The organism is Clavibacter michiganensis subsp. insidiosus (assembly GCF_002240565.1).
Lineage (GTDB): Bacteria > Actinomycetota > Actinomycetes > Actinomycetales > Microbacteriaceae > Clavibacter > Clavibacter insidiosus.
This window is the reverse complement of record NZ_MZMO01000001.1, coordinates 2,242,688-2,266,864: the sequence shown is the minus strand read 5'-3', so window position 1 is coordinate 2,266,864 and position 24,177 is coordinate 2,242,688. Positions and strand designations below refer to the sequence as shown.

Here is a 24,177-nt window from a genome sequence, read left to right as displayed (position 1 = left end):
GGGGCCTACAGGGCGCTGCCCGGCACCGCGAACGTGTCGCACGCCGTGGGCCCGCCGGCGCGGTCGGCCTCGAACCAGCGCTGGCGCTGCTCGGCGGATCCGTGCGTCCAGGTGTCCGGATCCACCCCGCCGCCCGCCTGGGCCTGGATGCGGTCGTCGCCCACGGCGGCCGCGGCGTCGAGCGCGTCGGCGACCTCGGTCGGGGTGACGAGCTCGAGGAACGCGCGTCCGGTGTCGTCCCGCACCTCGGCGGCGGCGCCCACCCACGCGCCCGCGTAGCAGTCGGCCTGCACCTCGAGCCGCACCGAGTCGGAGTCCGGCCCCGTGCCGCTGCGGTCCGCGCGGTCGAACGCGCCCGAGAGCTGCTGGAGGTGGTGGCCCCACTCGTGTCCGACGACGTACATCTGCGCGAGCGGCCCGCCCGAGGCGCCGAACCGCGTGCGCAGCTCGTCGAAGAACGTCGTGTCGACGAAGAGGCGCCGGTCGGGCGGGCAGTAGAAGGGACCGGTGGCGCTCGTGGCCTCGCCGCAGCCGGTGCTCGTCGCGTCGGAGAACAGCGAGAAGTCCGGGCTCGCGTAGTCGGCGATGCCGACCTCGGATGCCGCGGTGGTCCAGTAGGTGTCGAGCGAGTCGGCCGCGCCCGCCATGCGGCACTCGACGCTCGCGTTCGCCTCGGCGCCGGTCGTGCAGCCCTCGATGGCCTCGTCCTGCTCCTGCGAGGAGCCGCCCGATCCCGCGCCGCCCCCGCCGTCGACCAGCTGCGAGAGGTCGACGCCCGTGAACTGCTGCACGAGGATCACCGCCACCACTACGAGGAGCCCGCCGCCGCCGGCCGCGATGCCGGTCGTGCGTCCGCGGCCGCCGCGCCGCCGGGTGACCTTGCTGCTGTCGATGCGGGCGTCGTCGTCGAAGGTCATGGCCCGAACGTACCCGCGGGCGGGGTCGGCGTCAGGCGAGGTCCGGCCGGGTCTCGCGCACGAGGTCGCGCACCCGGTCGACCGCCTCGCGCACGACGTCGTGCCCGCCTCGGGGCGCCGCCTGCGCGGTGCGCGCACGGCGGAGGAAGTCGTCCCAGTCGCCGCCGCCCGCCCGCAGCGGTCGCGTCGGCGCGAGGAGGGCCGCCCGGCGCAGCCACACGTCCTGCTCGCCCGCCCACCGGTCGAGCGCCTGGTCGGCCCGGACGCGCGCGGTGCCGGACAGCCGCTCGACGAGCGGGCCGATGACGTCGAGCGCGAGCGGGTCCACGAGGGCACGCAGCCGCGCATCCCGAACGAAGCCCTCGATGCGCGTGAGGTCGCCGTTGTCGAGCCCGTCGACGTGCTCCTGCAGCAGCACGACGGCCGCGAGCCGCCGCTCGTAGACGCGCGACCGCCAGAGCTCGGAGGCGAGCGCGACCGCCTCGTCCCGGGTCATGCCCGGACGCCGACGCCCGAGGTCGCGCACCGTCCCGCGGACGGCGCCCACGGACGCGCCCACGAACTCGAGGTCGGAGCGCAGCCGCTCCCGTTCCGCCTCGGCGCGGTACCACGCGCCCTCGCGCTCGAGGGCCGCCGCGACGAACTCGGCGTCCTCGGTCATCCGGCGAGCGGCGCCGAGCCCTCGCGCCCGGTGCGGTGCACGAAGGTGCGACCGAACTCGGCTAGCACCTCCTCCGCCGTGTGCGTCGGGGTCCAGCCGAGCACCTCGCGGGCGCGGGCGGTCGACATGACGGGCACGTTCGCGGCGATGTCGATCCAGCCCGGATCCGTCCGCTGCACGCGCAGCCGCCAGCTCGCCGAGACGAGCGCCCGGAGCGCCGGCAGCGGCACCGTCACGACGCGCGCGTCGAGCAGGCGGCCGACGAGCGCGGCGTCGACGACGGGATCCGCCGCCACGTTGAACGCCCCGGGAGCCCGCCGCTCGACCGCACGCCAGAACGCGTCCGCGACGTCCTCGTTGTGCACCACCTGCGACACCAGCTCGCGGGGGAGCGGCAGCACCGGCGTGCGGGTGGCGAGGCCCAGCCAGCGCGTGGGGATCCACCGCCCGAGGAAGAGCCCGGCGATCTCCGCCGCGGCCTCGTCGTGCATCACGAGCCCGGGCCGCATGCGCGTCACCACGATCTCGGGGTGCGCCTGCTCGAACGCGTCCATCGCGCGCTCGTTCTCGGCCTTGTGCCGGGAGTAGTGGGAGGTGTGGATCCCGCCGGTCGGCCAGGTCTCGTCCCGCGGCCGGTCCTTCGGGGCCGCGCTGTACGCGCCGACCGACGACGCGACGACCACCTGCGGCACGCCCGCCTGCGCGACCGCCTCGAGCACGTTCGCGGTGCCGATGACGTTCGTGCGGTGCATCACGCGCTCGCGGTGGTTCGGTTGCAGGGCCCAGCCGAGGTGGACGACCGCGTCGGCGCCGCGCATGGTCGCCGCGAGCCCGGAGACGGCGCCCGCGGCGCCGATGTCGGCGAGCCGCCAGGTGACGCCGGAGTACGGCTCGAGGGAGGCGTCGGGCATGCGCCGGGCGACGCCCACGATCTCGGCCCCCGCGGCATGGAGGCGGCGCAGCGCCCCGGTCCCGAGGTTCCCGGTCGCTCCGATGACGACGACGCGCATGCTGCTCCTCTCCTGCGGACGGGACCCGTCGGGCCGGCTGATCCGCGGGTCCCCTCCATCATGCTCGCCGGCGCCGGCCGCCGAGCCGGTCGGCGGGCGGTGCCGGGCGGACGCTCAGCGGTCGACGGCCTCGATGAGCGATCCCTGCGCGAACGTCAGCCAGTCGTAGAGGCTCGCGCTCTCCTCGGGCGCGCGGTCGCGCCAGCCGTCGGCCTCGTCGATGCGCAGCGGCACCGAGATCGCGAGCCGGAGGTCGTTGAGCGTGCGGAGCCAGGCCTGCGCGCCCGTCGGATCCAGCACCACGAGCAGCCCCCGCCGGCCGGCCCCGCGCGCATCGGCCTCCGCGAGCGTGGCCTCGACCGCGGTGGCGTTCGCGGCCTTGGCCTCGGTGAGGTCGGACGCCGTGAACCGCCGGAACTCGGCGGAGGACTCGGCGTCGTCCGGGTAGGCGTCGGGCAGCAGGCGCTCGACGACGGGGGAGGGGGCGGCGCCGTCCGCGGCGCCGCCGGGCGCGGACCCCTCGTCCAGGATCCCGCGCAGCTCGCCGAGGAGTCCGCGCAGCATGGCGACCTCGTGCGGCTCGAGGTGCGCGGCGACCGTCCCGTCGGGGCGCGCGCGGAAGGCCCTCACGCGTCCACCCGCTCGAGCGTGGCCCACAGGCCGTAGCCGTGCATCGCGAGCACGTGGCGCTCGATCTCCTCGCGGATCCCCGTCGCGACCACGGCCCGGCCGTCCTCGTGCACCCGGAGCATCAGCTCGTCGGCGCGTTCGCGGGTGAAGCCGAAGTAGCTGCGGAAGACGTACGAGACGTACGTCATGAGGTTCACGGGGTCGTTCCACACCACGCAGCTCCACACCGGCGGCGTCGCCGCGCGCTCGAGCAGGCTCGTGTCGGATCCCGTGCTCGTGCCGGAGCCGGGATCGCCCGCGGGCGGGTCGGCGGCGCGGCGAGCGGCGGGCAGGAGGCGCGGGGCGCGCGCGTCCGCGGTGGTGGTGGTCATCGCGCTCCTGTGGGGTCGTCCCGGCATACGGCCGGAGCATCCATCCTCTCCCGTCGGGCGGCTCGCCGGCGACCTCGTTCGCGCCGCGTCATGCACCGGGACGCACGAGCCCGCAGTCGTACGCGAGGATCACGGCCTGCACGCGGTCCCGCACCTCGAGCTTCGCGAGCACCCGCCCCACGTGCGTCTTCACCGTCGACTCCGACAGGTACAGGCGGCCGGCGATCTCCTGGTTGGTGAGCCCCTCGGCCAGCGCCGTGAGCACCTCCAGCTCCCGCGCGGTGAGGGGCCGCAGCCGCGGGTCGGCGGCGCCCTCCCCGGTGCCGGCCGCGCCACCGGTCGGGGGCATCGTCGGCCCGAGCAGCTCGATCATGCGGCGCGTCACCCGGGGCGAGATGGCGGCGTCGCCGTCCGCGACCGCGCGGATCGCCTCCATCAGGTGCTCGGGCCGCGTGTCCTTGACGAGGAACCCGCTCGCCCCGGCGCGCAGCCCCGCGAACGCGTACTCGTCGAGGTCGAACGTGGTCAGCACGATGACGCGCGTGGCCGGGTGCCGGGCGACGATCTCGGCGGTGGCCTCGATCCCGTCCATCCCGGGCATACGCACGTCCATGAGCACGATGTCGGGGGCGAGCTCATCGGTGCGCTCCACGGCGCCGCGGCCGTCGGCGGCCTCGCCCACCACCTCGATCCCGGGCTCGGCGTCGAGCACCATGCGGAAGCCCATGCGCACGAGCGCCTGGTCGTCCACGATGAGCACGCGGACGGGGGTGCTGCTGTCGGTCATCGGTCCTCCTGGACGCGGGGGCTGGTGGTCGGATCCGCGGCCCGGGACGCGTCGCCGGGCCGGACGTCGTGGAGCCCGCTGGGCATGGTGGCCAGCACGCGCCAGCCGCCGCTCTCGCGCCGTCCGGCGGTCGCCGTGCCGCCGTACACCGCCATGCGCTCCGCGACGCCCACGAGGCCGCGACCGCTGCCGGGGACGGGCGGCACGACGGGTCCCGTGAGGTCGTCGTCGGTGACCTCGACGGTGATCTCCTCGGGCCGGTGGTCGACCCGCACCTCGACCCGGTCGGCGTTCGGCGCGTACCGGAGCACGTTCGTCAGCGACTCCTGCACGACGCGGAAGACGGCGAGCTGGCGCCCCGGGTCATCCGGCGGCGCGCCCGTGCTGGTGAAGCGCACGGGGAGGCCGGTGGACCGGAACGAGTCGACCAGGGCGGCGAGGTCGGCGTGCCCGGGCTGCGGCGCGCGGAGGGACGGCGGGGCGGCATCGCCCGCGTCGGGATCCTCGGTGAGCACGCCCAGCATGCGGCGCATCTCGGAGAGGGAGGTGCGACCCGTCTCGGCGACCTCGCGCATGGCGTCGCGCGCGAGCTCCGGCCGGGCGACCGCGCTCGCCGCCGCCCCGTCGGCGAGGGTCACCATGACGGTGATCCCGTGGGCGACGATGTCGTGGATCTCGCGCGCGATCCGCGTCCGCTCCGCCGCCGTGGCGAGCCGCGCCTGCTGGTCGCGCTCGCGGGCGAGCTGCACGGCCAGGTCCTGCAGCGCCTCGACGTAGCGCTTGCGTCCGCCCACGTTCGTGCCGATGAGCGTCGCGATGAGCAGGGGGATCAGGTTGATGACCAGCATCGTCGTGGCGGTGAGGTCGAGCGGGCCGCTGCCCGCCGTCAGCGGCACGACGACCCCGGCGAGGAGCGACGCGCCACCGAGCCCGATCCAGGCGCGCCGCGTGGACCCGTGGACGGCGACCGCGTACAGCGCGAGGGGCATGGCGCCGAAGTCGAACGTGCCGGTGATGAGGGCGCTCGCCGCGGCGCAGGCGCCGCTCACGGCGAGCACGCTCACGGGCCGGACGCGGCGGAGCATGAGGGTGGCGCCCATCAGCAGGGCCAGCACCACGAGGACGACGCCCGCGGCGGGCAGCCGCGACCTGCTCCCAGTGACGGCGCTCGCGGCGATGGCCGCCCAGGCGTAGAGGAACGCGATGATGCCGTCGACCACGCGGGGGTGCCTGGCCATCCACCCGCGGAACGCGCCGGGAGGGGTGGGCAGGCGGACCCCGTCGGGCGCGGCGGTGTCCGCCGCGCCCGACGGCGCCCTCCGTTCCGCGTCGATCAGGCGTCCCGCTTCTTGGCGAGGATCAGAGCGGGCGCGAGGATGACGGCGACCCAGGCCAGCATGACGAGCAGCGCCTGCCAGAACTCGAGCTCGCCGGGCGCCCCGGTGGAGGTGCTGTAGAGCCGGTTGCCCGCGCTCAGCGGGAAGTACGGCGCGAGGTCCGCCACCCAGTCGAGCACGCCGCCGAGCAGCTGGCCCACGATGGGGACGACGAGCACGAGGCCGACGAGGGCGCCGATCCCCGCCGCGCCGTTGCGCAGCAGCAGTCCGAAGCCGAAGCCCATCAGGCCGATGAGCACGACGAAGAGCACGCCGCCGAGGGCCGCGAGCAGGAAGTCGCCGTCCAGCACGTCGACCTCCGCGCCGACGGACGCGAAGTAGCCGCGGGCGATGAGGAGCGCGGCGGCGACGGCTATCGCGGTGATGACGAACGTCACCACCGTGTAGACGATCGCCTTGGCGGCGATGACGCCCAGGCGGCGCGGCGCGGCGCTGAAGGACGAGCGGATCATGCCGGTCGAGTACTCGCCGCTGATCACCAGCACGCCGAGCACGCCGGCGACGAGCATCGACAGGGTGACGCCGCTGAGCCCCACCTGGAGGAGCAGCTCCGTCGCGGGGACGCCGGGGAGGGACAGCTGCGCGCGGAGCTGGTCCACGACGAAGGGCGTGAAGAGCGCGGAGAAGCCGGCGAGGAGGAGGAAGACGAGCGCGAAGCACCAGACGGTGGAGCGCAGCGTCCGCAGCTTGATCCACTCGGAGCGCATCAGCCGGGGGAGCGTGGGCCGGCCCGTGGTCACCGGGGCGGGCGCGTAGGTCGTGCTGGTGGCGGTCATCGTGCGATCTCCTGCTCGGTCGTGCCGACTGCGGCGCTGTGGTACTCGACGTCGCCCTGCGTGAGCGACAGGTACGCGTCCTCGAGGGACGCGGTGATGGGCGTGAGCTCGTGCAGCACGACCCCGGCGGACATGGCCGCGTCGCCGACCTGCGCGGCCGTGAGGCCGGTGATCTCGATCACGTCGCGCTCGACGCTGGTCACCACGACCTCCGGCCGCGCCACGGCCTGGCCGAGCTGGTCGGCGTGCGGGGAGCGGACGCGGACGACGGCGCTCGTGGCGCCGGCGACGACCGCCGCGACGGGAGCGTCGGCGAGCACGCGGCCGCGTCCGAGGACGATGAGGTGGTCGGCCGTCTGCGCCATCTCGCTCATGAGGTGCGAGGACAGGAGCACGGTGCGGCCCTGACCGGCCAGGTAGCGGGTGATGTTGCGCACCCACATGACGCCCTCGGGGTCGAGGCCGTTGACGGGCTCGTCGAGGATCAGCGTGCGCGGGTCGCCGAGGAGCGCGACGGCGATGCCGAGGCGCTGTCCCATGCCGAGGGAGAAGCCGCCGACGCGCTTCTTGGCGACCGGCTGCAGGCCCGTCATCTCGATGACCTCGTCCACCCGGGAGCGCGGGATGCCGTGCGTGGCCGCCATGGCGAGCAGGTGGTTGTACGCGGAGCGGCCCGTGTGCACGGCCTTCGCGTCGAGGAGCGCGCCGACCTCGTGGAGCGGGGCCTGGAGGTCGCGGTAGCGGCGGCCGTTGACGGTCACCGAGCCGGACGTGGGGCTGTCGAGCCCGACGATCATGCGCATCGTGGTGGACTTGCCGGCGCCGTTCGGACCGAGGAATCCGGTCACCATGCCCGGCTGGACGGTGAAGCTCACGCCGTCCACGGCGGTCTTCGCGCCGTAGCGCTTGGTCAGGTTCTCAGCGACGATCATGCGCGCTGCCTCCTTAGGATGGGTGCGCGGGCCCAGCGCCCGCGGAAGCCACGTTAGGGGTGGGGCCGTTGCGGCGGCGTCCCCCCTCCGGCCCCCGTCCGACGCCGACGCTGGTACCAGGGTGCCGCCTCAGGCGGGCCCGACCGTCAGCGCGCCGAGCCGCCTCGCCGCCTCCTCGAGCACGTCGATCCGCTTGCAGAACGCGAACCGCACCAGGGACGCGTGCTCCGCCGCGAGGGGCGCATGGCAGAAGGCGGACAGCGGCACGCCGACGACCCCGGCGAGCTCCGGGAGCCGCAGGCACAGCTCGCGGGCGTCGGGGAAGCCGAGCGGAGCGGCGTCCGCGACGATGAAGTACCCGGCCGCGGGGAGGTGGATCCGGAAGCCCGCGGCCGTGAGCCCCGCCGCGAGGACGTCGCGCTTGCGCCGCAGGTTGTCGACGATGCCGTCGTACACGGCGTCGGGGAGCGCCAGCCCCGTCGCGATGGCGGGCTGGAACGGCGCCCCGTTCACGAAGGTCAGGAACTGCTTCACCGCGAGGATCGCCGACACGAGCGGCGCCGGAGCGGTCAGCCATCCGATCTTCCACCCCGTGGTGCGGAACGTCTTGCCGCCGGAGGAGATGGTCACCGTGCGCTCGCGCGCCCCGGGCAGCGTCGCGACGGGCACGTGGGGCGCGTCGAAGACGAGGTGCTCGTAGACCTCGTCCGTGACGATCACCGCGTCGTGCGCGATGGCGAGCTCGACGACGAGCTCCCGCACCTCGCGGTTGAGCACGGTCCCGGTGGGGTTGTGCGGGTCGTTGAGGAGGATCACGCGGGTGCGGTCCGTGATCACGCGGCGGAGGTCCTCGAGCCGCGGCTGGAAGTCGGGAGCCCGCAGGGGCACCGTCCGATGGATCCCGTGGGCGAGCGAGACGAGCGCCCCGTACGCGTCGTAGAACGGCTCGAGCGTCACGACCTCGTCGCCCTCCTCGACGAGCGCGAGCAGCGTCGCGGCGATGGCCTCGGTCGCGCCCGCTGTGACGAGCACCTCGGTGTCCGGATCCACGACGAGACCGTAGAAGCGCGCCTGGTGCGCGGCGATGGCGGCCCGCAGCTCGGGCGTGCCCCGGCCCGGCGGGTACTGGTTCATGCCCGCGGATATCGCGGCCCGCGCAGCGTCGAGCACCTCGCGGGGCCCGTCCTCATCCGGGAACCCCTGACCGAGGTTGATCGCGCCGGTCGCCGCGGCCAGCGCGCTCATCTCGGCGAACACGGTGGTCCCCGGCACGCCGTCCGGAGTCAGCAGCATCGCCCCACGGGTCGCGCGCACCCACGCGCCGGAGATCGTCATGCGCCCATCCTCCCGCGCCCGCTCCTCCCGCACAGGCGTCGATGTCGCACCGCGCGTGCGTGATGTGGAGCGATGGGGTCCTGACGGCGCCACCCCGGCTACCTTTCCGGGACCCGCGATGCCCGGCGCTGTCGCGCCTGCTTGTCCGCGCGGGTTCCGTACGGCCCGGGGGAGACGACCTTGCACGAGCGACCACGCGTTCCGCTGCGACGACGAGGGGGAGCGGCGGCTGCGTCGCTGGCCGTGCTCGTCCCGTGCCTGCTGCTCACTGGATGCGGTGCCGCGCCTGCTCCGGAACCAACACCCGCTCCGGCCCCCTCTTTGACGCAGGAGCAGCAGGACGACGAGGCGTTCCACGATGTGTTGAAGCGTTATGACGAATTGAATGCAGCCACTGTCACTGATGCGGATCTGACGCCCTTGCTGACCGGAAGTGTCCTCGAGAGCGAGAGGCAATCCGTGAAGGAATCTCGTGAATCCGGACAAACGGTGATTGGCCTTGACTCTATTTCGGGCTTCAGCGTGACCGATCGAGGCGTGGACAAAAGCGGTTCGCAGTACATGACGGGACAGTTCTGTCTAGACGTGAGCGGAACCCGTATTCGCGATGCGAATGGGGCCGATGTGACACCGGAGCGAGACCCGCGTCTTTCGTTACAGGCCAAGGCCGTCAAGGCGGCCGACGGAACGTGGCGACTCAGCGACATCGTGCGAAATGAAGACGTGCACGCATGCGGTTGAGTCGAATCGTCGTAACTGTGATCATCGCTTCGTCGGTCGTATCGGGGTTGTCGTCCCAAGGAGCCATGGCTGCTGGCGACAATTGTCAGTTTGAAGTCGGAAGACGAGGCGGCGACTGTACGTCCGGTGCAATCTCCGAGGGATCCATAGAACTTCAAGCCAGAACAACTAACGCTCCGAAGGTCCCAGTCGAGCAGCCTTCTGAGGAAGTGTCGCCGCCGGAGCAGCCGTCGCACCCGGCGTCTCCGCCTCCGGTGCCGCGTGGTCGGATGGCGGCGGATGTGGATGTGCCGTGCAGTCCGAGCGCGCGGCTTTCGGGTGGGGGTCTGTGTGCGGACGGGCGGCATGCGTTCTTGCCGCCGGCGAAGGCGCGGGTGAAGCCGGCGGATCCGGTGCCGGTGGTGGCGGCGGTGCCGGGGGTGTCGTTGGCGGATGTGGCGCAGTTCGTGCCGCGGGATGCGTCGATCCGGTCGCAGCCGAACGGGTGGGCGATCGTCGGGGCGCCGGTGAACCTGTTCACGGATGCGACCGCGCAGGTGGTCGACGGGGTGTTGCTGGGTCGGCCGGCGCAGGTGCGGTTCGTGCCGGTGTCGTTCACGTGGGATCACGGTGACGGCACGAGCACCACCGTTCAGGGGCCGGGCGCCTCGTGGCGGGAGTTGGGGCAGCAGGACTTCACGTCGACGGACACGAGCCACGTGTACGCCTCCATCGGCGATCGGCAAGTCGCTCTGACGATCGCGTACTCGCCCAGCTACCGGTTCGACGGGGGTGCGTGGGTGCAGATCCCGGGCACGCTGCCGGTGCAGGTGGGGCCGGTGACGATCCACGTCCTCCAGGGGTCGACGGTCCTGGTCGGGGGTGCGTGCGGTTCGCGGGATGCCGGACCCGGATGCCCATGACCTCACTCCGACCCGGTGCAGGGTCGTGGAGGACGAGTCACGCGGCGTGACCGTCCGCGGCGGACGCGTCGCCGCCGCGTACGCTCGAGCCAGCATGCGAGCTGAGCGTGTCCGGACCCGGGCCGCCCGCGCCCTCCCCGAGAGGGCGGTGCGCTGTCAGGGCGGCCATAGGGAACGCTCAGACTCGCCCTGAATGCTGGCACGACCTGAGAGGAGCACCACCGATGACGGACAGAAGCCACGGCGAAGACGAGCACGAGGGCGGCCGCGAGGTCGACGGCCGAGCCGAGGGCTCCTCGACGGAGGCGCCGTCGTCCACCACTCCTCAGCCCGGTGATGGCGGATCCGCCTGGCCAGCGCCCGCGGGCCCCGCCGCCGCGTCCCACCCCGCGCCCACGAGCCCGGACCGGCGGGACACCCTCGCGTACGGCACGAGCGCGCAGCCGGATCACACCGCGACCGCTCCTCTCGCGGGCGCAGCAGCGGAAGGTCATGAGCCGGCCGGCGGCACCACGACCGCTCCTCCCAAGAAGAAGCCGAACAAGGCCCTGCCCCTCGTCGCCATGCTGGCCGTCGGAGCCCTCATCGGCGGTGCCGCCGGCGGACTCACGACCTGGGCCATCGCGCATGACGATGCCTCCACCGAGGCCGTGAGCCAGTCTCCCGCGAACATCACCGTCAACGACCCGGACAACGCGACGCCGATCACGGCCGTCGCCGCGAAGGTCTCCGGCTCCGTCGTCACCATCGACGTGGCGGGCGGCCAGGCCGGCGGCACGGGTTCCGGGGTCGTCCTCTCCAGCGACGGCTACGTCCTCACCAACACTCATGTCGTGACGCTCGACGGCCAGACCGGCGACGCCACCATCCAGGTGAAGACGGCGGACGGCGCGCTGTACTCGGCGAAGCTGGTCGGCACGGATCCCGTCGTCGACCTCGCCGTCATCAAGCTCGATGACGCCAGCGGCCTCACCCCCATCGAATTCGCGGACTCGTCCAAGCTCAACGTCGGCGACACCGCCATCGCCATCGGCGCTCCGCTCGGCCTCTCCGGCACCGTCACCGACGGCATCGTCAGCGCGCTCGACCGGAGCATCCAGGTCGCATCCTCGGCTGCGCCGGCGACACCGGGCGACGGCAGCCAGAGCGACGAGACGCCGTTCAACTTCTGGCCGTTCGGCAACGAGGGGCAGGGCGGCTCCGGTCAGCAGGGCGGCCAGGGCGGATCCGGCGGCCAGGGCGGCCAGGCGGCGGCGACGATCAACCTCGCGGTCATCCAGACCGACGCGGCCATCAACCCCGGCAACTCGGGCGGCGCGCTCCTGGACGGCGACGGCAAGCTCATCGGCGTCAACGTCGCCATCGCCAACGCGGGCGGCACCAGCTCCGCCGCCGGCAGCATCGGCGTCGGCTTCGCCATCCCGTCGAACCTCGCGAAGCGCGTGGGTCAGGAGATCATCCAGAACGGCAAGGCCTCGCACGGACTCCTCGGGGCGAGCGTCCGCGACGTCGCCAGCGGCGACTCCTCGACCCCGGTCGGCGGCGCGTTCATCGCGGAGGTCCAGAGCGGCGGCGCGGCGGCCGCGGCGGGACTGAAGCAGGGCGACATCGTGACCGCGTTCGGCAGCATCCCGATCAGCAAGGCGAGCGACCTCACGGCGCAAGTACGGGCCCTCGCGGGCGGCAGCGACGTCGAGCTCACCGTCAACCGCGGCGGCCAGAAGCAGCAGGTCGACGTGAAGCTCGGCACGCTCCAGCAGTAGCCAGGAGCGTCACCAGGGGCGGATCGGCGGATGCCGGTCCGCCCCTCGTCGTCCGCGACCGGCGGGCGGCCGACGGGGAGGCTGGTAAACTCCTGCGAGGCTCGGCCCCCGACAGGCCCCGGCCGCACCTCCCTCAAGAGATCGGCTCAGATGGCGCACTACCCGCGACGCGACCCGGTCGCCGGCAGCACCGGCGATCTGCCCGCCGTCTCGTACGTCATGCCCATCCTCAACGAGGCGGCCCACGTCCGCGCCGCCGTCGACAGCATGATGCAGCAGGACTACGCCGGCGACTTCGAGGTCGTGCTGGCGCTCGGCCCCAGCACCGACGGCACGACCGAGGTCGTCCGCGAGATGGCTCGGGCCGATCCGCGCATCACGAGCGTCGACAACCCCACGGGATCCACGCCGGGCGGCCTCAACGCCGCCATCCGCGCCACGCGCCACCCCGTCGTGATCCGCGTCGACGCGCACTCCCTCCTGCCGCGCGACTACACGCGCATCGCCGTGGAGACCCTGCAGGCCACGGGCGCGGACAACGTCGGCGGGCTGATGTCGGCCGAGGGGCGCACGCCGTTCGAGAAGGCCGTCGCCCGGGCCTACGGCGCCCGGGTCGGGCTCGGTGGCACCGCGCACCACGTCGGCGGCAAGGAGGGGCCGGCGGAGACCGCGTACCTCGGCGCCTTCCGTCGTGAGCGGCTCGTCGAGGTCGGGCTCTTCGACGAGGGCGTGCGTCGGGGCCAGGACTGGGAGCTCAACCGCCGCCTCCGGCAGAGCGGCGGCCTCGTGTGGTTCACGCCGCGGATGAAGGTCACCTACCGTCCCCGCTCCACGTTCCGCTCGCTCATCCGCCAGTTCTTCGCCACCGGCCTCTGGCGCGGCGAGCTCGCGCGTCGCTTCACCCGGCAGAACTCCGTGCGGTACTTCGTGCCTCCGGTCGCCGTCGGCGGGGTGGCCGCGGGTCTCCTCCTCGGCACCGCGGGCCTCGTGGGCGCCGCGCTCGGGATGCCGGGACTGCGCCGGCTCGTCGGCGCGTTCGTCGTGCCCGGCGTGTACGTCGGCTTCGTGCTGGTGAGCACCGTCTCGGTGGCGTCCCGCGACGGCGCGGCGACGATGCTGCGCTTCGCGGCGGTGCTGCCGTCCATCCACTTCAGCTGGGGCACCGGCTTCGTGCTCGGCTTCCTCGAGCTCACCGACGACCTCGACGGGCACACCGGCCGATGAGCGCCGATCCCGGCACCGGCGACCGCGGCCTGCCCTCCTCCATCGCGGAGCTGCGGCGCGTGACGCAGCCGCCCGAGGTGCGCCTGCGGGCGAACGCCGAGCACTGGACGGCGCATCTCTACCTCCGCGACCTCTCGCCGTACCTCACCTGGCTGCTGCTGCGGACGCGGATCAGCGCGAACGGCGTCACCGTCGTCATGATCCTCACGGGGTGGGCGGCCGCCGCGGCGCTGCTCATCCCCGGCATCGCCGGAGCGGCCCTCGCGCTGGTGCTCGGCCAGCTGCAGATGCTCGCGGACTGCTGCGACGGCGAGGTGGCGCGCTGGCGCCGCACCTCGTCGCCGGTCGGGCACTTCCTCGACGCCGTCGGGCACTACTCCACCGAGACGCTGATCGCGCTCGCCTTGGGGATGCGCGCCGCCGCCTACCCCTTCGAGGCGCCCGGCGACCTGCCCTGGACGACCCTCGCGTTCGCCCTGGCGCTGGTCATCGTGCTGAACAAGGCGCTGAACGACATGGTGCGCGTGGCGCGCGCCTCGGCCGACCTGCCCAAGGCGCCCGTCGGCGCGGGCACGGTCGCGTCGCAGCACTCCCTGATCGCCACGGCCCGCCGCGTCGTGCGGTTCCTGCCGTTCCACCGCATGTTCCACTCGGTGGAGCTCACCATCGTCACCTTCGTCGTCGCGCTGGTCGGCCTCGTCGCGGGTCAGCCGGAGACCGACCGGGTGTTCCTCGTCGTCCTGGTGCCGCTCGCGGTGCTGGCGCTCCTCGGGCACTTCGTGATGATCGTCACCTCGCGTCGGCTGACGTCCGCGTGACGGGCGCCGTCCCGCGCGTCGGCGTCGTCGTCCTCAGCCAGGGGCGTCGGCCGGAGGGGCTGGCGGCCTCGCTCGCCTCGGTGCTGCGTCAGGAGGGCGTCGCCCTCGACGTGGTCGTGGTCGGCAACGGCTGGGAACCCGACGGCCTCCCCGACGGCGTCCGGTGCCTGCACCTGCCGGAGAACCTCGGCATCCCGGCGGGCCGGAACGCCGGCGTCCCGCTGGTCACGGGGGAGACGCTGTTCTTCCTCGACGACGACGAGACCGTGCCGAGCGCCGCCTTCCTCGCGGACTGCCTCGCGCTCATGCGCGGCACGGACGACGTCGCGCTCATCCAGCCGCGCATCGTCGACCCCACGGGCGCCGCCACGCCGCGTCGCTGGATCCCGCGCATCCGCAAGGGCGACCCCGCGCGCTCGAGCCCGGTGATGTCCGTGCTGGAGGGCGCCGTCGTGGTCCGTCGCGACGCGTTCGAGGGGGCCGGCGGCTGGGCGGGGGAGTTCTTCTACGCCCACGAGGGGATCGAGCTGGCCTGGCGGATCTGGGACCAGGGCCACCGCGCCTGGTACGCCGGGGACCTCGTCGCCCACCACCCTGCTGTCGCCCCCACCCGGCATGCCGAGTACCACCGCCTCACCGCGCGCAACCGGGTCTGGCTCGCGCGGCGCAACCTGCCGCTGCCCCTCGTCCCCGTCTACGTCGGGTCGTGGACGGCGGTGCAGCTGATCCGCAGCGCACGCAACCGCGACGGTCTCGGCACATGGCTGCACGGGTGGCTCGAGGGCTGGACGACGTCCCCCGGCACGCGTCGGCCGATGTCGTGGGGCACCGTCGTCCGCATGGCGCGCGCGGGCAGGCCGCCCGTCATCTGATCGTGATCCGCTCCCGCTCGGTCACGATCGCACACCGTTCCGCGCCCCCGGCCGGGGCGGGTCCGGAGGCGCCCGGAGCGCTGGCTACGGTGGATGCATGGGTCTCCTGAACGACGCTCGCCTCGGCGTGCGCGCTGTCCGCTCGCTGGTCCAGCAGCGCCGTGCGCGCGGGACCCTGCAGCGCAAGCTCGCGCTCCGCGCCCCCTCGCCGCGGGGCGAGTACCGCGTCGCCGTGTACTTCGCCGACTCGGCCGTGAACATGTACCAGATCCGGCAGTGGTACCGGCCGCTCGTCGAGCTGGCGCGCACGCATCCGGTGGTCATCCTGAGCCGGCACCCGAGCGGCGCGAACGCCCTCCTCGACGAGAGCCCGCTGCCGGTGGAGTACGTGCGTCGCGTCGCGGACCTCGAGCGGGTCATCGCGGAGCAGGACATCCGCGTCGTGCTCTACGTCAACCAGAACACCCGGAACTTCCAGATGATGCGGTACGGGCGACGCTGGCACGTCTTCGTCAACCACGGCGAGTCCGACAAGATGTACATGACGACCAACCAGTTCAAGGCCTACGACTACAGCCTCATCGCCGGCGACGCCGCCCGCGCCCGGCTCGGCAAGGTGCTCTGGGACTACGACCTCGACCGCCGCGCGATCCCCATCGGTCGTCCGCAGGCGGACCACTACTCCGGCGAGCTGCCCTACGCGCCCGACGACCGCACGGTCGTGCTGTACGCGCCCACGTGGGAGGGTGACCGCGCCGCCGCCGCGTACGGGTCCATCGCGTCGCACGGCGTGCCGCTCGTCCGCGACCTCATCGCGACCGGGCGCCACCGCGTCGTCTACCGTCCGCACCCTCGGTCCGGCGTCGTCGATCCCGAGTACGCGCGCGCGAACCGCGAGATCGCGGCCATGCTCGAGCGGGCGAACGCGCAGGATCCGTCGGCGCAGCACGTCGTCGACCGCTCGCGCGAGCTGGCCTGGCAGCTGTCCGCCGCCGATCTCGCCATCGTCGACATCTCGGCGATGGTCTACGACCGCCTCGCCGCGGGGCGCCCCCTCCTGGTGACGCGGCCCGTGCGTCCCGAGGCGCAGATCGACACCGACGGCTACCTCTCGGACTGCGAGTGGCTGACCGCGGACGACGCGCGTGACATCATCACCCGGCTGGATGCGCTGCAGCACGACGCGGTGGCGGATCGCCGGCTCGCGGCGTGGGTCCGCCACTACTTCGGCGACACCGATCCGGGTGCGGCGACCGCGCGATTCCACGGGGCCATCGAGCACCTGATGGGGGAGTGGGACCGCCATGCGGCGCTCCACGCCCGGGACGACGCCGCCGACCCGGTGTCCGACGACCAGGTCGACGACGAGGACGAGGAGGCCTGACCCTCCGACGGGGAGGGCGACGCCGCCGTCCCCGCAGGCGCGGTCAGCGCTTCGCGGCCTTCTTCTCGGCGACGCGGATGACGCGCGGCTTCCGCTCCGGCACCGCCAGCTCGTCCGGGAAGCCGGCGGGAGCGGGCCCGAAGGCCTGGCGGGAGCTCGCGACGATCTTGCCGCCCAGCATGCGGTTCCCGGCGCCGCCGATGACGGCGCCGATGCCGAACGGCACCGCACGGCCGATGGCGCTCGCGCTCTGGTTGACCACGAAGCGCTTGATGAAGGCGCGCTTGATGCGATCCGCGATGGGCCCGATGGCGAACGAGGGGAGGCCCGAGGTGATGGCGCGTCCCCAGTTGGCGTTCCTGTCGACGGGCTGGCCGGAGAATTGACCCGTGAACTGCTGGATGACCTGGGCGCCCGGGGCGCCGAGCATCATCGTCATGACGAGGGCGCGGGCGCGGGCCGGATCCTCGACGGTGATGCCGTGCACCTCGGTGATGGACTGGGCGAACAGGGCGCTCGCCTCGAGGAAGCCGGCGGTCTCCACCCCGGTGAGCGCGAGGGAGACGCCGGTGCCGACGCCCGGGATGACCGCGCTGGCTCCGACGGCGGCGCCCCCCGCGGTGACGGCTGCCAGGAAGCGCTTCTCCAGGATCGCGATGATGCGGTCGGGGGAGGCGTCCGGGTGGCGGGCGCGGATCGAGCGGATGTGGGCGAGCACGACGGGGCGCTGCACGGACAGGAGACGATCGATGCCGGTGGCCACGGTCGGGTCGAGCTCGGGGGCGTCCTTCATGCTCCGAGCCTACGCGCGGCGCCTGTGTCGTTCGTCCCCTCGTCGTCTGGCGGATGAGGGCGCGCAGCATCGCCTATCCGCGGAGGTGCGGGCACATGCGCATGGGGCGCTGGCGCTCTGGTCATTCCTCCATGTGGCGGATAAGCATGTGCCATGGTCACTACCGTCTCCGACGCCGCTGCCGAGTTCGGCTCCCGCGTGCGCGAGCAGCGCCAGCGCATCGGCATCAGCCAGGAGACGCTCGCGGAGCTCTCCGGCATCCACTGGACCGCCCTCGGCAAGATCGAGCGCGGCCAGAGGAACCCGAGCCTGCGCAACATCATCAAGATCGCGAGCGGGCTCGACGTGGACGCCGGGTCGTTGGTGACGGGCCTGACGGCCGACATGCTCCCGCAGGACGACGGGGACTCGCCCGCCGAGCTGATCCGCCTGGAGCGGGAACGCGACCGCCGCGGCACCACGCCCGTCAGAAGCTGACCCGCCACAGGTACTCGCCTCCGTCCGGACGGAACCACCGCACCACGAGGATCGTGTCGAGCGCGAGGTCGTCCCCGCGGATGGTGGTGGACAGGCGCTCGCCCGGCCGCACGGTGACGGGTGCGCGCGACAGCATGGTGCCCGATCCGAGCAGGTGCAGCGAGATGGCGTGCAGCACCTCGTCGCCGATGTTGACCAGCGCGAAGCGCGGCCGCTCGAGCGTGCGGTCGAAGTGCCAGGGCACGCGGTACGCGGGCTCGGGATCGGGGCGGATGGGCAGGGGCGGGACCGGTCGCAGCATGCGTGCACGGTAGGGGCGGCGTGCGACGTGCGGGGACGTGGGCCTGTGGAAGGGCGGGGTTGGGGAGGAGGGGAGCGCGACGGCTCAGGCGTCGGCCGGGGGCGGCGGGTTGTGGTCGGCGTTGTAGGCGTCCATGACCCGGTCGATGGGGCCGTCGAGCACCAGGGCGCCCTTGTCGAGGTACAGGCCGCGCGTGCAGAAGCGACGGAGGTCGCGCTCGTTGTGCGAGACGAAGAAGAGCGTGCGCCCCTCCGCGAGCATCTCCTCGATCCGGTGGTAGCACTTCTCCCGGAACGCCCGGTCGCCCACGGCGAGGACCTCGTCCACGAGGAGCACCGGCTCGTCGAGCCGCGAGATCACGGCGAACGCGATGCGCACCTTCATCCCGCTCGAGAGGTGCTTGTAGGGGGTGTCGACGAAGTCGGGGATCTCGGCGAAGGCGATGATCTCGTCGAAGCGCGCGTCGATCTCGGCCTTGGACATGCCGTGGAGACCCGCGGTGAGGTAGATGTTGTCGCGCACCGTCAGGTCGTTGACGAACCCGCCCGTGATCTCGATGAGCGGCGCGACGCCCGCGTGGACGCCGATCGACCCCTCGTCGGGGATGAGGACCTCGGCGACGAGCTTGAGGAGCGTCGACTTGCCCTGGCCGTTGCGGCCGACGACGCCGATGGCCTCGCCCTGGCGCACCTCGAAGGAGACGTGCCGCAGCGCCCAGAACTCACCGGGCCGTGCGCGCCGGGCGGATCCCGCGAAGAGGTCCTTGAAGCTCCGACGGGCCTTGCGGTTGCGGCGGAAGCGGATGCCGGCGTCCTCGACCGCGAGGACCGTGGGCGCGTCCGGCCCGGCGTGCGATGCGCCCATCAGATCTCCTTCAGGACGGCGGGCAGCGAACGGCGGAAGACGAGCGCGCCGACGGCGACCAGCGCCGCCGAGATCGCCGCGCTCACCCCGACCGCGTACCAGTCGAGCTCGGAGGGGAAGAACGCGGCGCGGTAGAGGCCGAAGACTCCTGTGAGGGGATTGAGGGCGGCCCAGGGGTGCAGATCGGCGGGCAGGTCGCTCGACGAGTAGACGATGGGGGAGGCGTAGAAGAGGAAGCGGAGCACGAGCTTCACGGCTCGCTCCAGGTCGCGGAAGAACACGACGAGCGGCGAGATGATCAAGCCGATGCCGAGGAGCAGCGCCGACTGGATCAGCACGGCGAGCGGGAACAGCAGCACGTGCACGTCGAGGCGGGCGCCCGCGACGATCGCGAATACGGCCAGCACAGGGAGGCTCGCCACGAACTCGAACCCCTTCGCGAGCACGAGCCGCAGCACCCAGATGCTCCGGGGGATCCGCGTGGAGCGCACGAGCTTCGCCTGCGAGCTGAAGGCCTTCGTGAAGTCGCTCGTGGCGCCCGTGAACCACATCCACGGCAGGAGCGCGGCGAGGAGGAAGACGATGTACGGCTCCTCGCCGACGTCACGCGAGAACACGACGGTGAAGACGAACCAGTAGATGCCCGACATGACGAGCGGGTCGAGGATCGACCAGAACCAACCGAGCGCGCTCGTGGAGTAGCGGACCTTGAGGTCGCGCGTCGTGAGGAGCCAGAGCGAGCGGCGGTACCGGGCGGCGGGGGTGCGAGACGCGCGACCGGGGAGGGCGGCATCGGGCACGGCGGGGATCCTCTGCATCAGCATCCCCGAGGCGGTCTAGACGAAGAGGTTGGCCCTCTCGAGGTCCTCCGCGAAGTCGACCTCGACCGCGTACAGGTCGGAGATGTCTACCGGTTCGACGAGCAGGGAGTCCTGCTCGATCGCCAACTCTATTCCACGCTCGAAGTAGTCCTGGTCGGCGACCCGGGCGAGCTGGCGGATGAGGACCGGCTTGTCGGCCTTGGAGACGTAGTTGATCCCGACGGCCTCGCCGAGGCCGCCCTTCACGGTCTTCGACAGCTCGCGGATGAAGCCCTCGGGGCTGGTCGTGTACTTGACCTCCTCGTCGGAGACGCGCGAGGTGTTGACGGTGACGAAGGACTGGTCGCGGGCGATCATCGCGGCCGCGCGACGCAGGATCATCGGATCGAAGACGACGTCGCCGTTCATCCAGAGGACGCCGCCGGGGCCCGAGGCGCGGAGGGCGCGGAGCAGGCTCTTCGACGTGTTCGTCTGGTCGTACTGCTCGTTGTAGATGTAGTCGGCGTCCGGGAAGGCGTCGATGATGTGGTCGAGCTTGTAGCCGACGACGATGCTGACCTTGGCGTCGTCGCCGAGGCCGAAGCGGATGTTGTCGAACTGCTGGCCCATGATGGTGCGGCCGTCGCTGAGCTCGGTGAGGGGCTTGGGGAGGCTGCGTCCGAGACGGCTGCCCATGCCTGCCGCCAGGATGACTACCTGCGTGGTCATGTGTTCTCCGTTCGATGCGGGGTGCCGAGTGCGACCGGCAGCCCTCGGACGTCGAGGGTTCGCCAGGACTTCACCCGCGGGTTTCCTGTTCGACACGCCGTCATGCCTCACCCATCGTACGCCGCAGGTGGGGAAATTCGCGGGATGAGGGGTGGGGTCGTGTCCCTTTCGTGATCTGGATGGGCCCCGGAGCAGCTGCCGTCGACTCCTCCCCCGGCGCCGACGGGAGCCCGCGACCGGACCGCCGAGGACGGCGGATCGGGCACGGAGGACGGCCTTGCTAACGTGGGGCCGTGACCGACGCCCCCGACGAGACGACCTCCCCCGACGCCCCGTCCGACTCCGCCACGGAGCCCCGGGATCACGCCGATCGCGCTCCGTCCGCCGTGGAAGAGGAGCCGACCGCTGGCCCAGCCGCAGCCGAGGAGGAGCGCGCGACGACGACCGCCGTGCCCAAGCCTCCGCGCCCCGGTCAGCGCGTGCCCCGTCGTGCCACCGCGCCGTCCCCGCGCACTGCGCCCGCCGTGGTCGTCGCGCCGACGCCGCCCCGGGTGAAGGCGACCCCCGTCGCGGCACCCGCGTCGCGGCCGTCCGCCGGTGCAGCCGATGGCGACGGGGATGCCCCGTCCGCGACGGCGCGTCCCCCGCGAGTCCGACGTCGCACGCGCGTGCAGCGTGCTGCCGGCAGCGCGGAGGGGCTCCCCGCTGCGGAGGGCGCCGCTGCGTCCGAAGCGTCCGAGGCCCCCATCGATGCGGACCCGGCCGCCGTCTCACCCACGACGTCCGCCCCCGGACCGGTTGCCGAGGACGACATCGCGGCGACGCAGCCGGACCAGGACGACCTGTCCGAGCTCGGCGCCATGTTCGCGGAGTCCGAGCCGCAGCCCACGGTCGAGCCCGCGCGCGCTGACGCGGATGACCAGGACGACGTCCCGACGGCTGACGGAGCGGCGGCGGACCCGGAGGTCGGATCGCCCGCGTCCTCCATTGAGGTCGAGCAGGACGTCGCCGAGGTCGCGGACGGGGGAGAGGCGCAGGATGCGCCCGACGCCGATGCCGATGCCGATGCCGACGCCGACACCGCCGAGCCGGTCGCGGGCGTCGATCCGGCTGCCGAGCCCGAGCAGGACGCCGCGGACGGAGAGGCCGAGACCGATGCCGCGGTCGCCCCTGAGCAGGTCGTCGGCCCAGTGCCCGCAGCGCCGCCCGTCCCGCCCGAGCGGCAGGACGACGCGTCCGCATCCCACGCCGATCCCGCTGCCGCCCGTCCCGTCACCGTCCGCACCGACAGCCTCACCGCGCCGCGCTCCTCGCGCCCCGGCCTCGCCGGGATGGCGGAGACCGCGCTCACGCCGTCCGTCCGCGGCGATCGCGCTGCCGCTCCGGAGCTGGGGGAGGACGTCCTCGTCATCGACGGGCTGACCAAGCGCTTCGACGAGAAGGTCGCCGTCGACGACGTCGCGCTCATCGTGCGCGCCGGATCCTTCTACGGCATCGTCGGCCCGAACGGCGCCGGCAAGACGACGACCATGTCGATGGTGACGGGGCTCCTCCGACCCGATGCCGGCACCGTCACCGTCAACGGGGTCGACGTCTGGCGCGAGCCGCTCACCGCCAAGCGGAGCATCGGCGTGCTGCCGGACCGGCTCCGCCTCTTCGACCGCCTCACCGGCGCGCAGCTCCTCCACTACTCGGGCGCCCTCCGGGGGCTCGACGACGCGGAGATCCGCAGCCGGTCGGCCGACCTCATCGCCGCGTTCGGGCTCGAGGACGCCGTCGGACGGCTCGTCACCGACTACTCGGCGGGCATGACCAAGAAGGTCGCGCTCGCCTGCGCGATGATCCACTCGCCGCGCATGCTCGTGCTCGACGAGCCGTTCGAGTCGGTCGACCCCGTCTCGGCCGCGAACGTCGTCGAGATCCTGCAGGACTACGTGGCGCACGGCGGCACGGTCGTGCTGTCGAGCCACGGCATGGACTTCATCCAGCGCATCTGCGACCACGTCGCGATCATCGTCAACGGCCGGGTGCTCGCCGCGGGCACCATGGACGAGGTCCGCGCGGGCCGCTCGCTGGAGGAGCGCTTCGTCGCCCTCGCGGGCGGTCGACGCACGGCGGAGGGGTTCTCGTGGTTGCACTCGTTCTCCGACTGAGGCTCGCCCTCCTCGCCAACGCCTTCCGCCGCAGCCCCTGGCAGGTCCTCGGGCTCGTCGCGGCCGGCGTCTACGGGATCCTCGTCACGGTGCTCGCCGTCGGCGCGCTGGCGGGTCTCCGCGACGCCGACGTCTCCGCCGCGCGCGACGTCGTCGTCGCCGGTGGCGCGCTCGTCGTCCTCGGGTCGCTCGTCGTGCCGCTCGTGCTCGGGACCCAGGACGCCATGGACCCGCGCCGGTTCGCGCCCTACGGCATCGAGCCCCGCCGCCTCGCCCTGGCGCTCGGCGCCGCCGCCGTCGTCAGCGTGCCGGGCGCGGTCCTCGTCGTCGTGGCGCTGACGACCGTGATCACGTGGGCACGCGACCCGCTCACCGGCCTCGTCTCCGTGATCGCGGCCTGCGCCGCCGTCGTGACGTGCGTGCTGGTCGCCCGCATCAGCACCGTCCTGTCCTCCATCCTGCTCAGCACGCGCCGGGCGCGCGAGGCGACCGGTCTCGCGGCCGGACTCGTGGCCGTGCTGCTCGTCCCCGCGGTCGTCGCCCTCGCCCAGGCCGACCTCCTCGACGACGGGCTGCGTCCCGCGCGCGGCGTGCTCGGCGTCCTCGCCTGGACCCCGCTCGGCGCGGCCTGGTCGGCTCCGGCGGCGGCCGTCTCGGGCGACGCCGGGGGAGCGGCGGGGATGCTGCTGGTGGCCGTGGCCTCGGCGGCGCTGCTCGCGCTCCTCTGGGTCCGCCTCGTGCCATGGGCGCTCACCGCGCCCGACCGCGCCGGTGGCGGGCGCACCCGGACCGGCCTCGGCCGCTTCGGCGCCTCGCCCACGGGCGCGGTGGCCGCGCGGAGCGTCACCTACTGGATCCGCGACCCCCGCTACCGCGCCACGCTGGTCCTGATCCCGGTGCTCCCGCTCGTGCTCCTCATCCCGCTCGTCATCGTCGACGTCGACGCGCACGTGCTGGCCCTGGTGCCGCTGCCGGTCATGGCGCTCTTCCTCGGGTGGAGCGTGCACAACGACACCGCGCACGACCACACCGCGGTGTGGCTGCACGTCGTCTCGGGGATCCGCGGCGTCGCGGACAGGATCGGTCGCCTCGTGCCCGTGCTCGCGATCGGCGTCCCGCTCGTCGCCATCGGCGCGCCGCTCAGCGCGCTCGGCTTCGGGGACCCGTCCGTCCTCCCCTCCGTCATCGGGGTGAGCGGCGGGGTCCTGCTGGCGGGGGTCGGCCTGTCGTCGCTCTTCTCGGCGCGGTTCCCGTATCCCGCCTCGCGTCCCGGGGACAGCCCCTTCCACGCGCCGCAGAGCGTGAGCGCCGGCGGATCCACCGTGCCCACGCTCACGTTCCTCGCCACGGTCCTCTTCGCGCTGCCGTCCGTCTGGCTCGGGTGGATGGGGCTCGTCCACGGCGGCGCGTACCCGGCGTGGTCGCTCGTCGTGGGGCTCGGGATCGGCGTCGTGACGCTCGTCGCCGGCGTGGTCGGCGGCGGTCGCGTGTTCGAGCGGCGCGGCCCCGAGCTGCTGGCCTTCGCGCAGCGCCACTGAGC

General features: G+C 73.2%; 25 protein-coding genes. 10 read left to right on the top strand and 15 right to left on the bottom strand.

Annotated elements, in window-relative coordinates; genetic code table 11:
• Positions 1-5: 5 nt before the first annotated feature.
• The 10 genes from ypfJ to B5P21_RS10940 form a co-directional block, all read right to left on the bottom strand.
• Positions 6-917 carry a KPN_02809 family neutral zinc metallopeptidase gene (gene ypfJ, locus B5P21_RS10985; RefSeq protein ID WP_094171142.1) on the bottom strand — a complete coding sequence of 304 codons (912 nt, stop codon included), beginning with the start codon at positions 915-917 and terminating at the stop codon, positions 6-8.
• Positions 918-948: 31 nt separating this feature from the next.
• Entirely contained in the window at positions 949-1,578 is a 630-nt protein-coding gene (locus tag B5P21_RS10980; RefSeq protein WP_045527354.1) for a DNA alkylation repair protein, read from the bottom strand.
• Positions 1,575-2,588, bottom strand: a complete 1,014-nt coding sequence (locus B5P21_RS10975; RefSeq protein ID WP_094171141.1) for an NAD-dependent epimerase/dehydratase family protein — start codon at positions 2,586-2,588, stop codon at positions 1,575-1,577. Before B5P21_RS10975 ends, B5P21_RS10980 begins: the two co-directional genes overlap by 4 nt.
• A 114-nt stretch (positions 2,589-2,702) precedes the next feature.
• The gene (locus B5P21_RS10970; protein ID WP_045527358.1) at positions 2,703-3,218 is read right to left on the bottom strand and encodes a DUF2017 family protein; all 516 of its coding nucleotides are present in this window, start codon (positions 3,216-3,218) and stop codon (positions 2,703-2,705) included.
• Positions 3,215-3,589, bottom strand: coding sequence for an ATP-dependent Clp protease adapter ClpS (gene clpS / locus B5P21_RS10965; protein WP_045527360.1), 375 nt, complete (start codon positions 3,587-3,589; stop codon positions 3,215-3,217). Before clpS ends, B5P21_RS10970 begins: the two co-directional genes overlap by 4 nt.
• An 88-nt stretch (positions 3,590-3,677) precedes the next feature.
• Positions 3,678-4,376 carry a response regulator transcription factor gene (locus tag B5P21_RS10960; protein WP_094171140.1) on the bottom strand — a complete coding sequence of 233 codons (699 nt, stop codon included), beginning with the start codon at positions 4,374-4,376 and terminating at the stop codon, positions 3,678-3,680.
• On the bottom strand, positions 4,373-5,614 hold the full coding sequence (locus B5P21_RS10955) for a sensor histidine kinase (protein WP_045527364.1): 1,242 nt from the start codon (positions 5,612-5,614) through the stop codon (positions 4,373-4,375). Before B5P21_RS10955 ends, B5P21_RS10960 begins: the two co-directional genes overlap by 4 nt.
• 95 nt (positions 5,615-5,709) lie before the next feature.
• Positions 5,710-6,549 carry an ABC-2 transporter permease gene (locus B5P21_RS10950; protein WP_045527365.1) on the bottom strand — a complete coding sequence of 280 codons (840 nt, stop codon included), beginning with the start codon at positions 6,547-6,549 and terminating at the stop codon, positions 5,710-5,712.
• Positions 6,546-7,481: an ABC transporter ATP-binding protein gene (locus tag B5P21_RS10945; protein WP_045527368.1), complete on the bottom strand. Its 936-nt coding sequence runs from the start codon at positions 7,479-7,481 to the stop codon at positions 6,546-6,548. The genes B5P21_RS10950 and B5P21_RS10945 overlap by 4 nt, the downstream gene beginning before the upstream one ends.
• Before the next feature lie 129 nt (positions 7,482-7,610).
• Positions 7,611-8,816, bottom strand: coding sequence for an aminotransferase class I/II-fold pyridoxal phosphate-dependent enzyme (locus B5P21_RS10940; protein ID WP_094171139.1), 1,206 nt, complete (start codon positions 8,814-8,816; stop codon positions 7,611-7,613).
• A 321-nt stretch (positions 8,817-9,137) separates the two neighbouring features.
• Between B5P21_RS10940 and B5P21_RS10935 the strand changes: the two genes are divergently transcribed.
• The 7 genes from B5P21_RS10935 (at position 9,138) to B5P21_RS10905 (ending at position 16,520) form a co-directional block, all read left to right on the top strand.
• Complete coding sequence (locus tag B5P21_RS10935) at positions 9,138-9,557, top strand: hypothetical protein (RefSeq protein ID WP_236688817.1); 420 nt, start codon at positions 9,138-9,140, stop codon at positions 9,555-9,557.
• Positions 9,558-9,931: 374 nt separating this feature from the next.
• Positions 9,932-10,459: a hypothetical protein gene (locus B5P21_RS17320; RefSeq protein ID WP_181390737.1), complete on the top strand. Its 528-nt coding sequence runs from the start codon at positions 9,932-9,934 to the stop codon at positions 10,457-10,459.
• Positions 10,460-10,683: 224 nt separating this feature from the next.
• On the top strand, positions 10,684-12,222 hold the full coding sequence (locus B5P21_RS10925; RefSeq protein ID WP_094171137.1) for a S1C family serine protease: 1,539 nt from the start codon (positions 10,684-10,686) through the stop codon (positions 12,220-12,222).
• 150 nt (positions 12,223-12,372) lie between these two features.
• On the top strand, positions 12,373-13,446 hold the full coding sequence (locus tag B5P21_RS10920; RefSeq protein ID WP_045527375.1) for a glycosyltransferase family 2 protein: 1,074 nt from the start codon (positions 12,373-12,375) through the stop codon (positions 13,444-13,446).
• A complete protein-coding gene (locus B5P21_RS10915; protein WP_045527376.1) occupies positions 13,443-14,264 on the top strand; it encodes a CDP-alcohol phosphatidyltransferase family protein in 822 nt (273 codons plus the stop codon). The genes B5P21_RS10920 and B5P21_RS10915 overlap by 4 nt, the downstream gene beginning before the upstream one ends.
• Positions 14,261-15,136, top strand: a complete 876-nt coding sequence (locus B5P21_RS10910) for a glycosyltransferase family 2 protein (RefSeq protein WP_045527378.1) — start codon at positions 14,261-14,263, stop codon at positions 15,134-15,136. Before B5P21_RS10915 ends, B5P21_RS10910 begins: the two co-directional genes overlap by 4 nt.
• Positions 15,137-15,233: 97 nt before the next feature.
• Entirely contained in the window at positions 15,234-16,520 is a 1,287-nt protein-coding gene (locus tag B5P21_RS10905) for a membrane protein (RefSeq protein WP_045527380.1), read from the top strand.
• Positions 16,521-16,563: 43 nt separating this feature from the next.
• Here B5P21_RS10905 and B5P21_RS10900 read toward each other — a convergent pair whose 3' ends face one another.
• Positions 16,564-17,313: a hypothetical protein gene (locus tag B5P21_RS10900; protein ID WP_045527382.1), complete on the bottom strand. Its 750-nt coding sequence runs from the start codon at positions 17,311-17,313 to the stop codon at positions 16,564-16,566.
• A gap of 153 nt (positions 17,314-17,466) precedes the next feature.
• Here B5P21_RS10900 and B5P21_RS10895 point away from each other — a divergent pair, with 153 nt between their 5' ends.
• Positions 17,467-17,790, top strand: coding sequence for a helix-turn-helix domain-containing protein (locus B5P21_RS10895; RefSeq protein WP_045527384.1), 324 nt, complete (start codon positions 17,467-17,469; stop codon positions 17,788-17,790).
• Here B5P21_RS10895 and B5P21_RS10890 read toward each other — a convergent pair.
• From B5P21_RS10890 to B5P21_RS10875, 4 genes are all read right to left on the bottom strand, one after another.
• The gene (locus B5P21_RS10890) at positions 17,780-18,091 is read right to left on the bottom strand and encodes a hypothetical protein (protein ID WP_045527387.1); all 312 of its coding nucleotides are present in this window, start codon (positions 18,089-18,091) and stop codon (positions 17,780-17,782) included. The two genes, B5P21_RS10895 and B5P21_RS10890, sit on opposite strands and share 11 nt — an antisense overlap.
• An 84-nt stretch (positions 18,092-18,175) precedes the next feature.
• Entirely contained in the window at positions 18,176-18,955 is a 780-nt protein-coding gene (locus B5P21_RS10885; RefSeq protein ID WP_094171136.1) for an ABC transporter ATP-binding protein, read from the bottom strand.
• On the bottom strand, positions 18,955-19,773 hold the full coding sequence (locus B5P21_RS10880) for an ABC transporter permease (protein ID WP_045530241.1): 819 nt from the start codon (positions 19,771-19,773) through the stop codon (positions 18,955-18,957). Before B5P21_RS10880 ends, B5P21_RS10885 begins: the two co-directional genes overlap by 1 nt.
• Before the next feature lie 18 nt (positions 19,774-19,791).
• Positions 19,792-20,484 carry a phosphocholine cytidylyltransferase family protein gene (locus B5P21_RS10875; protein ID WP_012037974.1) on the bottom strand — a complete coding sequence of 231 codons (693 nt, stop codon included), beginning with the start codon at positions 20,482-20,484 and terminating at the stop codon, positions 19,792-19,794.
• Between the two features lie 668 nt (positions 20,485-21,152).
• Here B5P21_RS10875 and B5P21_RS17690 point away from each other — a divergent pair.
• On the top strand, positions 21,153-22,637 hold the full coding sequence (locus tag B5P21_RS17690) for an ATP-binding cassette domain-containing protein (protein ID WP_378108704.1): 1,485 nt from the start codon (positions 21,153-21,155) through the stop codon (positions 22,635-22,637).
• Positions 22,613-24,175 carry an ABC transporter permease gene (locus B5P21_RS10865; RefSeq protein WP_094171135.1) on the top strand — a complete coding sequence of 521 codons (1,563 nt, stop codon included), beginning with the start codon at positions 22,613-22,615 and terminating at the stop codon, positions 24,173-24,175. The genes B5P21_RS17690 and B5P21_RS10865 overlap by 25 nt, the downstream gene beginning before the upstream one ends.
• The last annotated feature ends 2 nt before the right edge of the window (positions 24,176-24,177 follow it).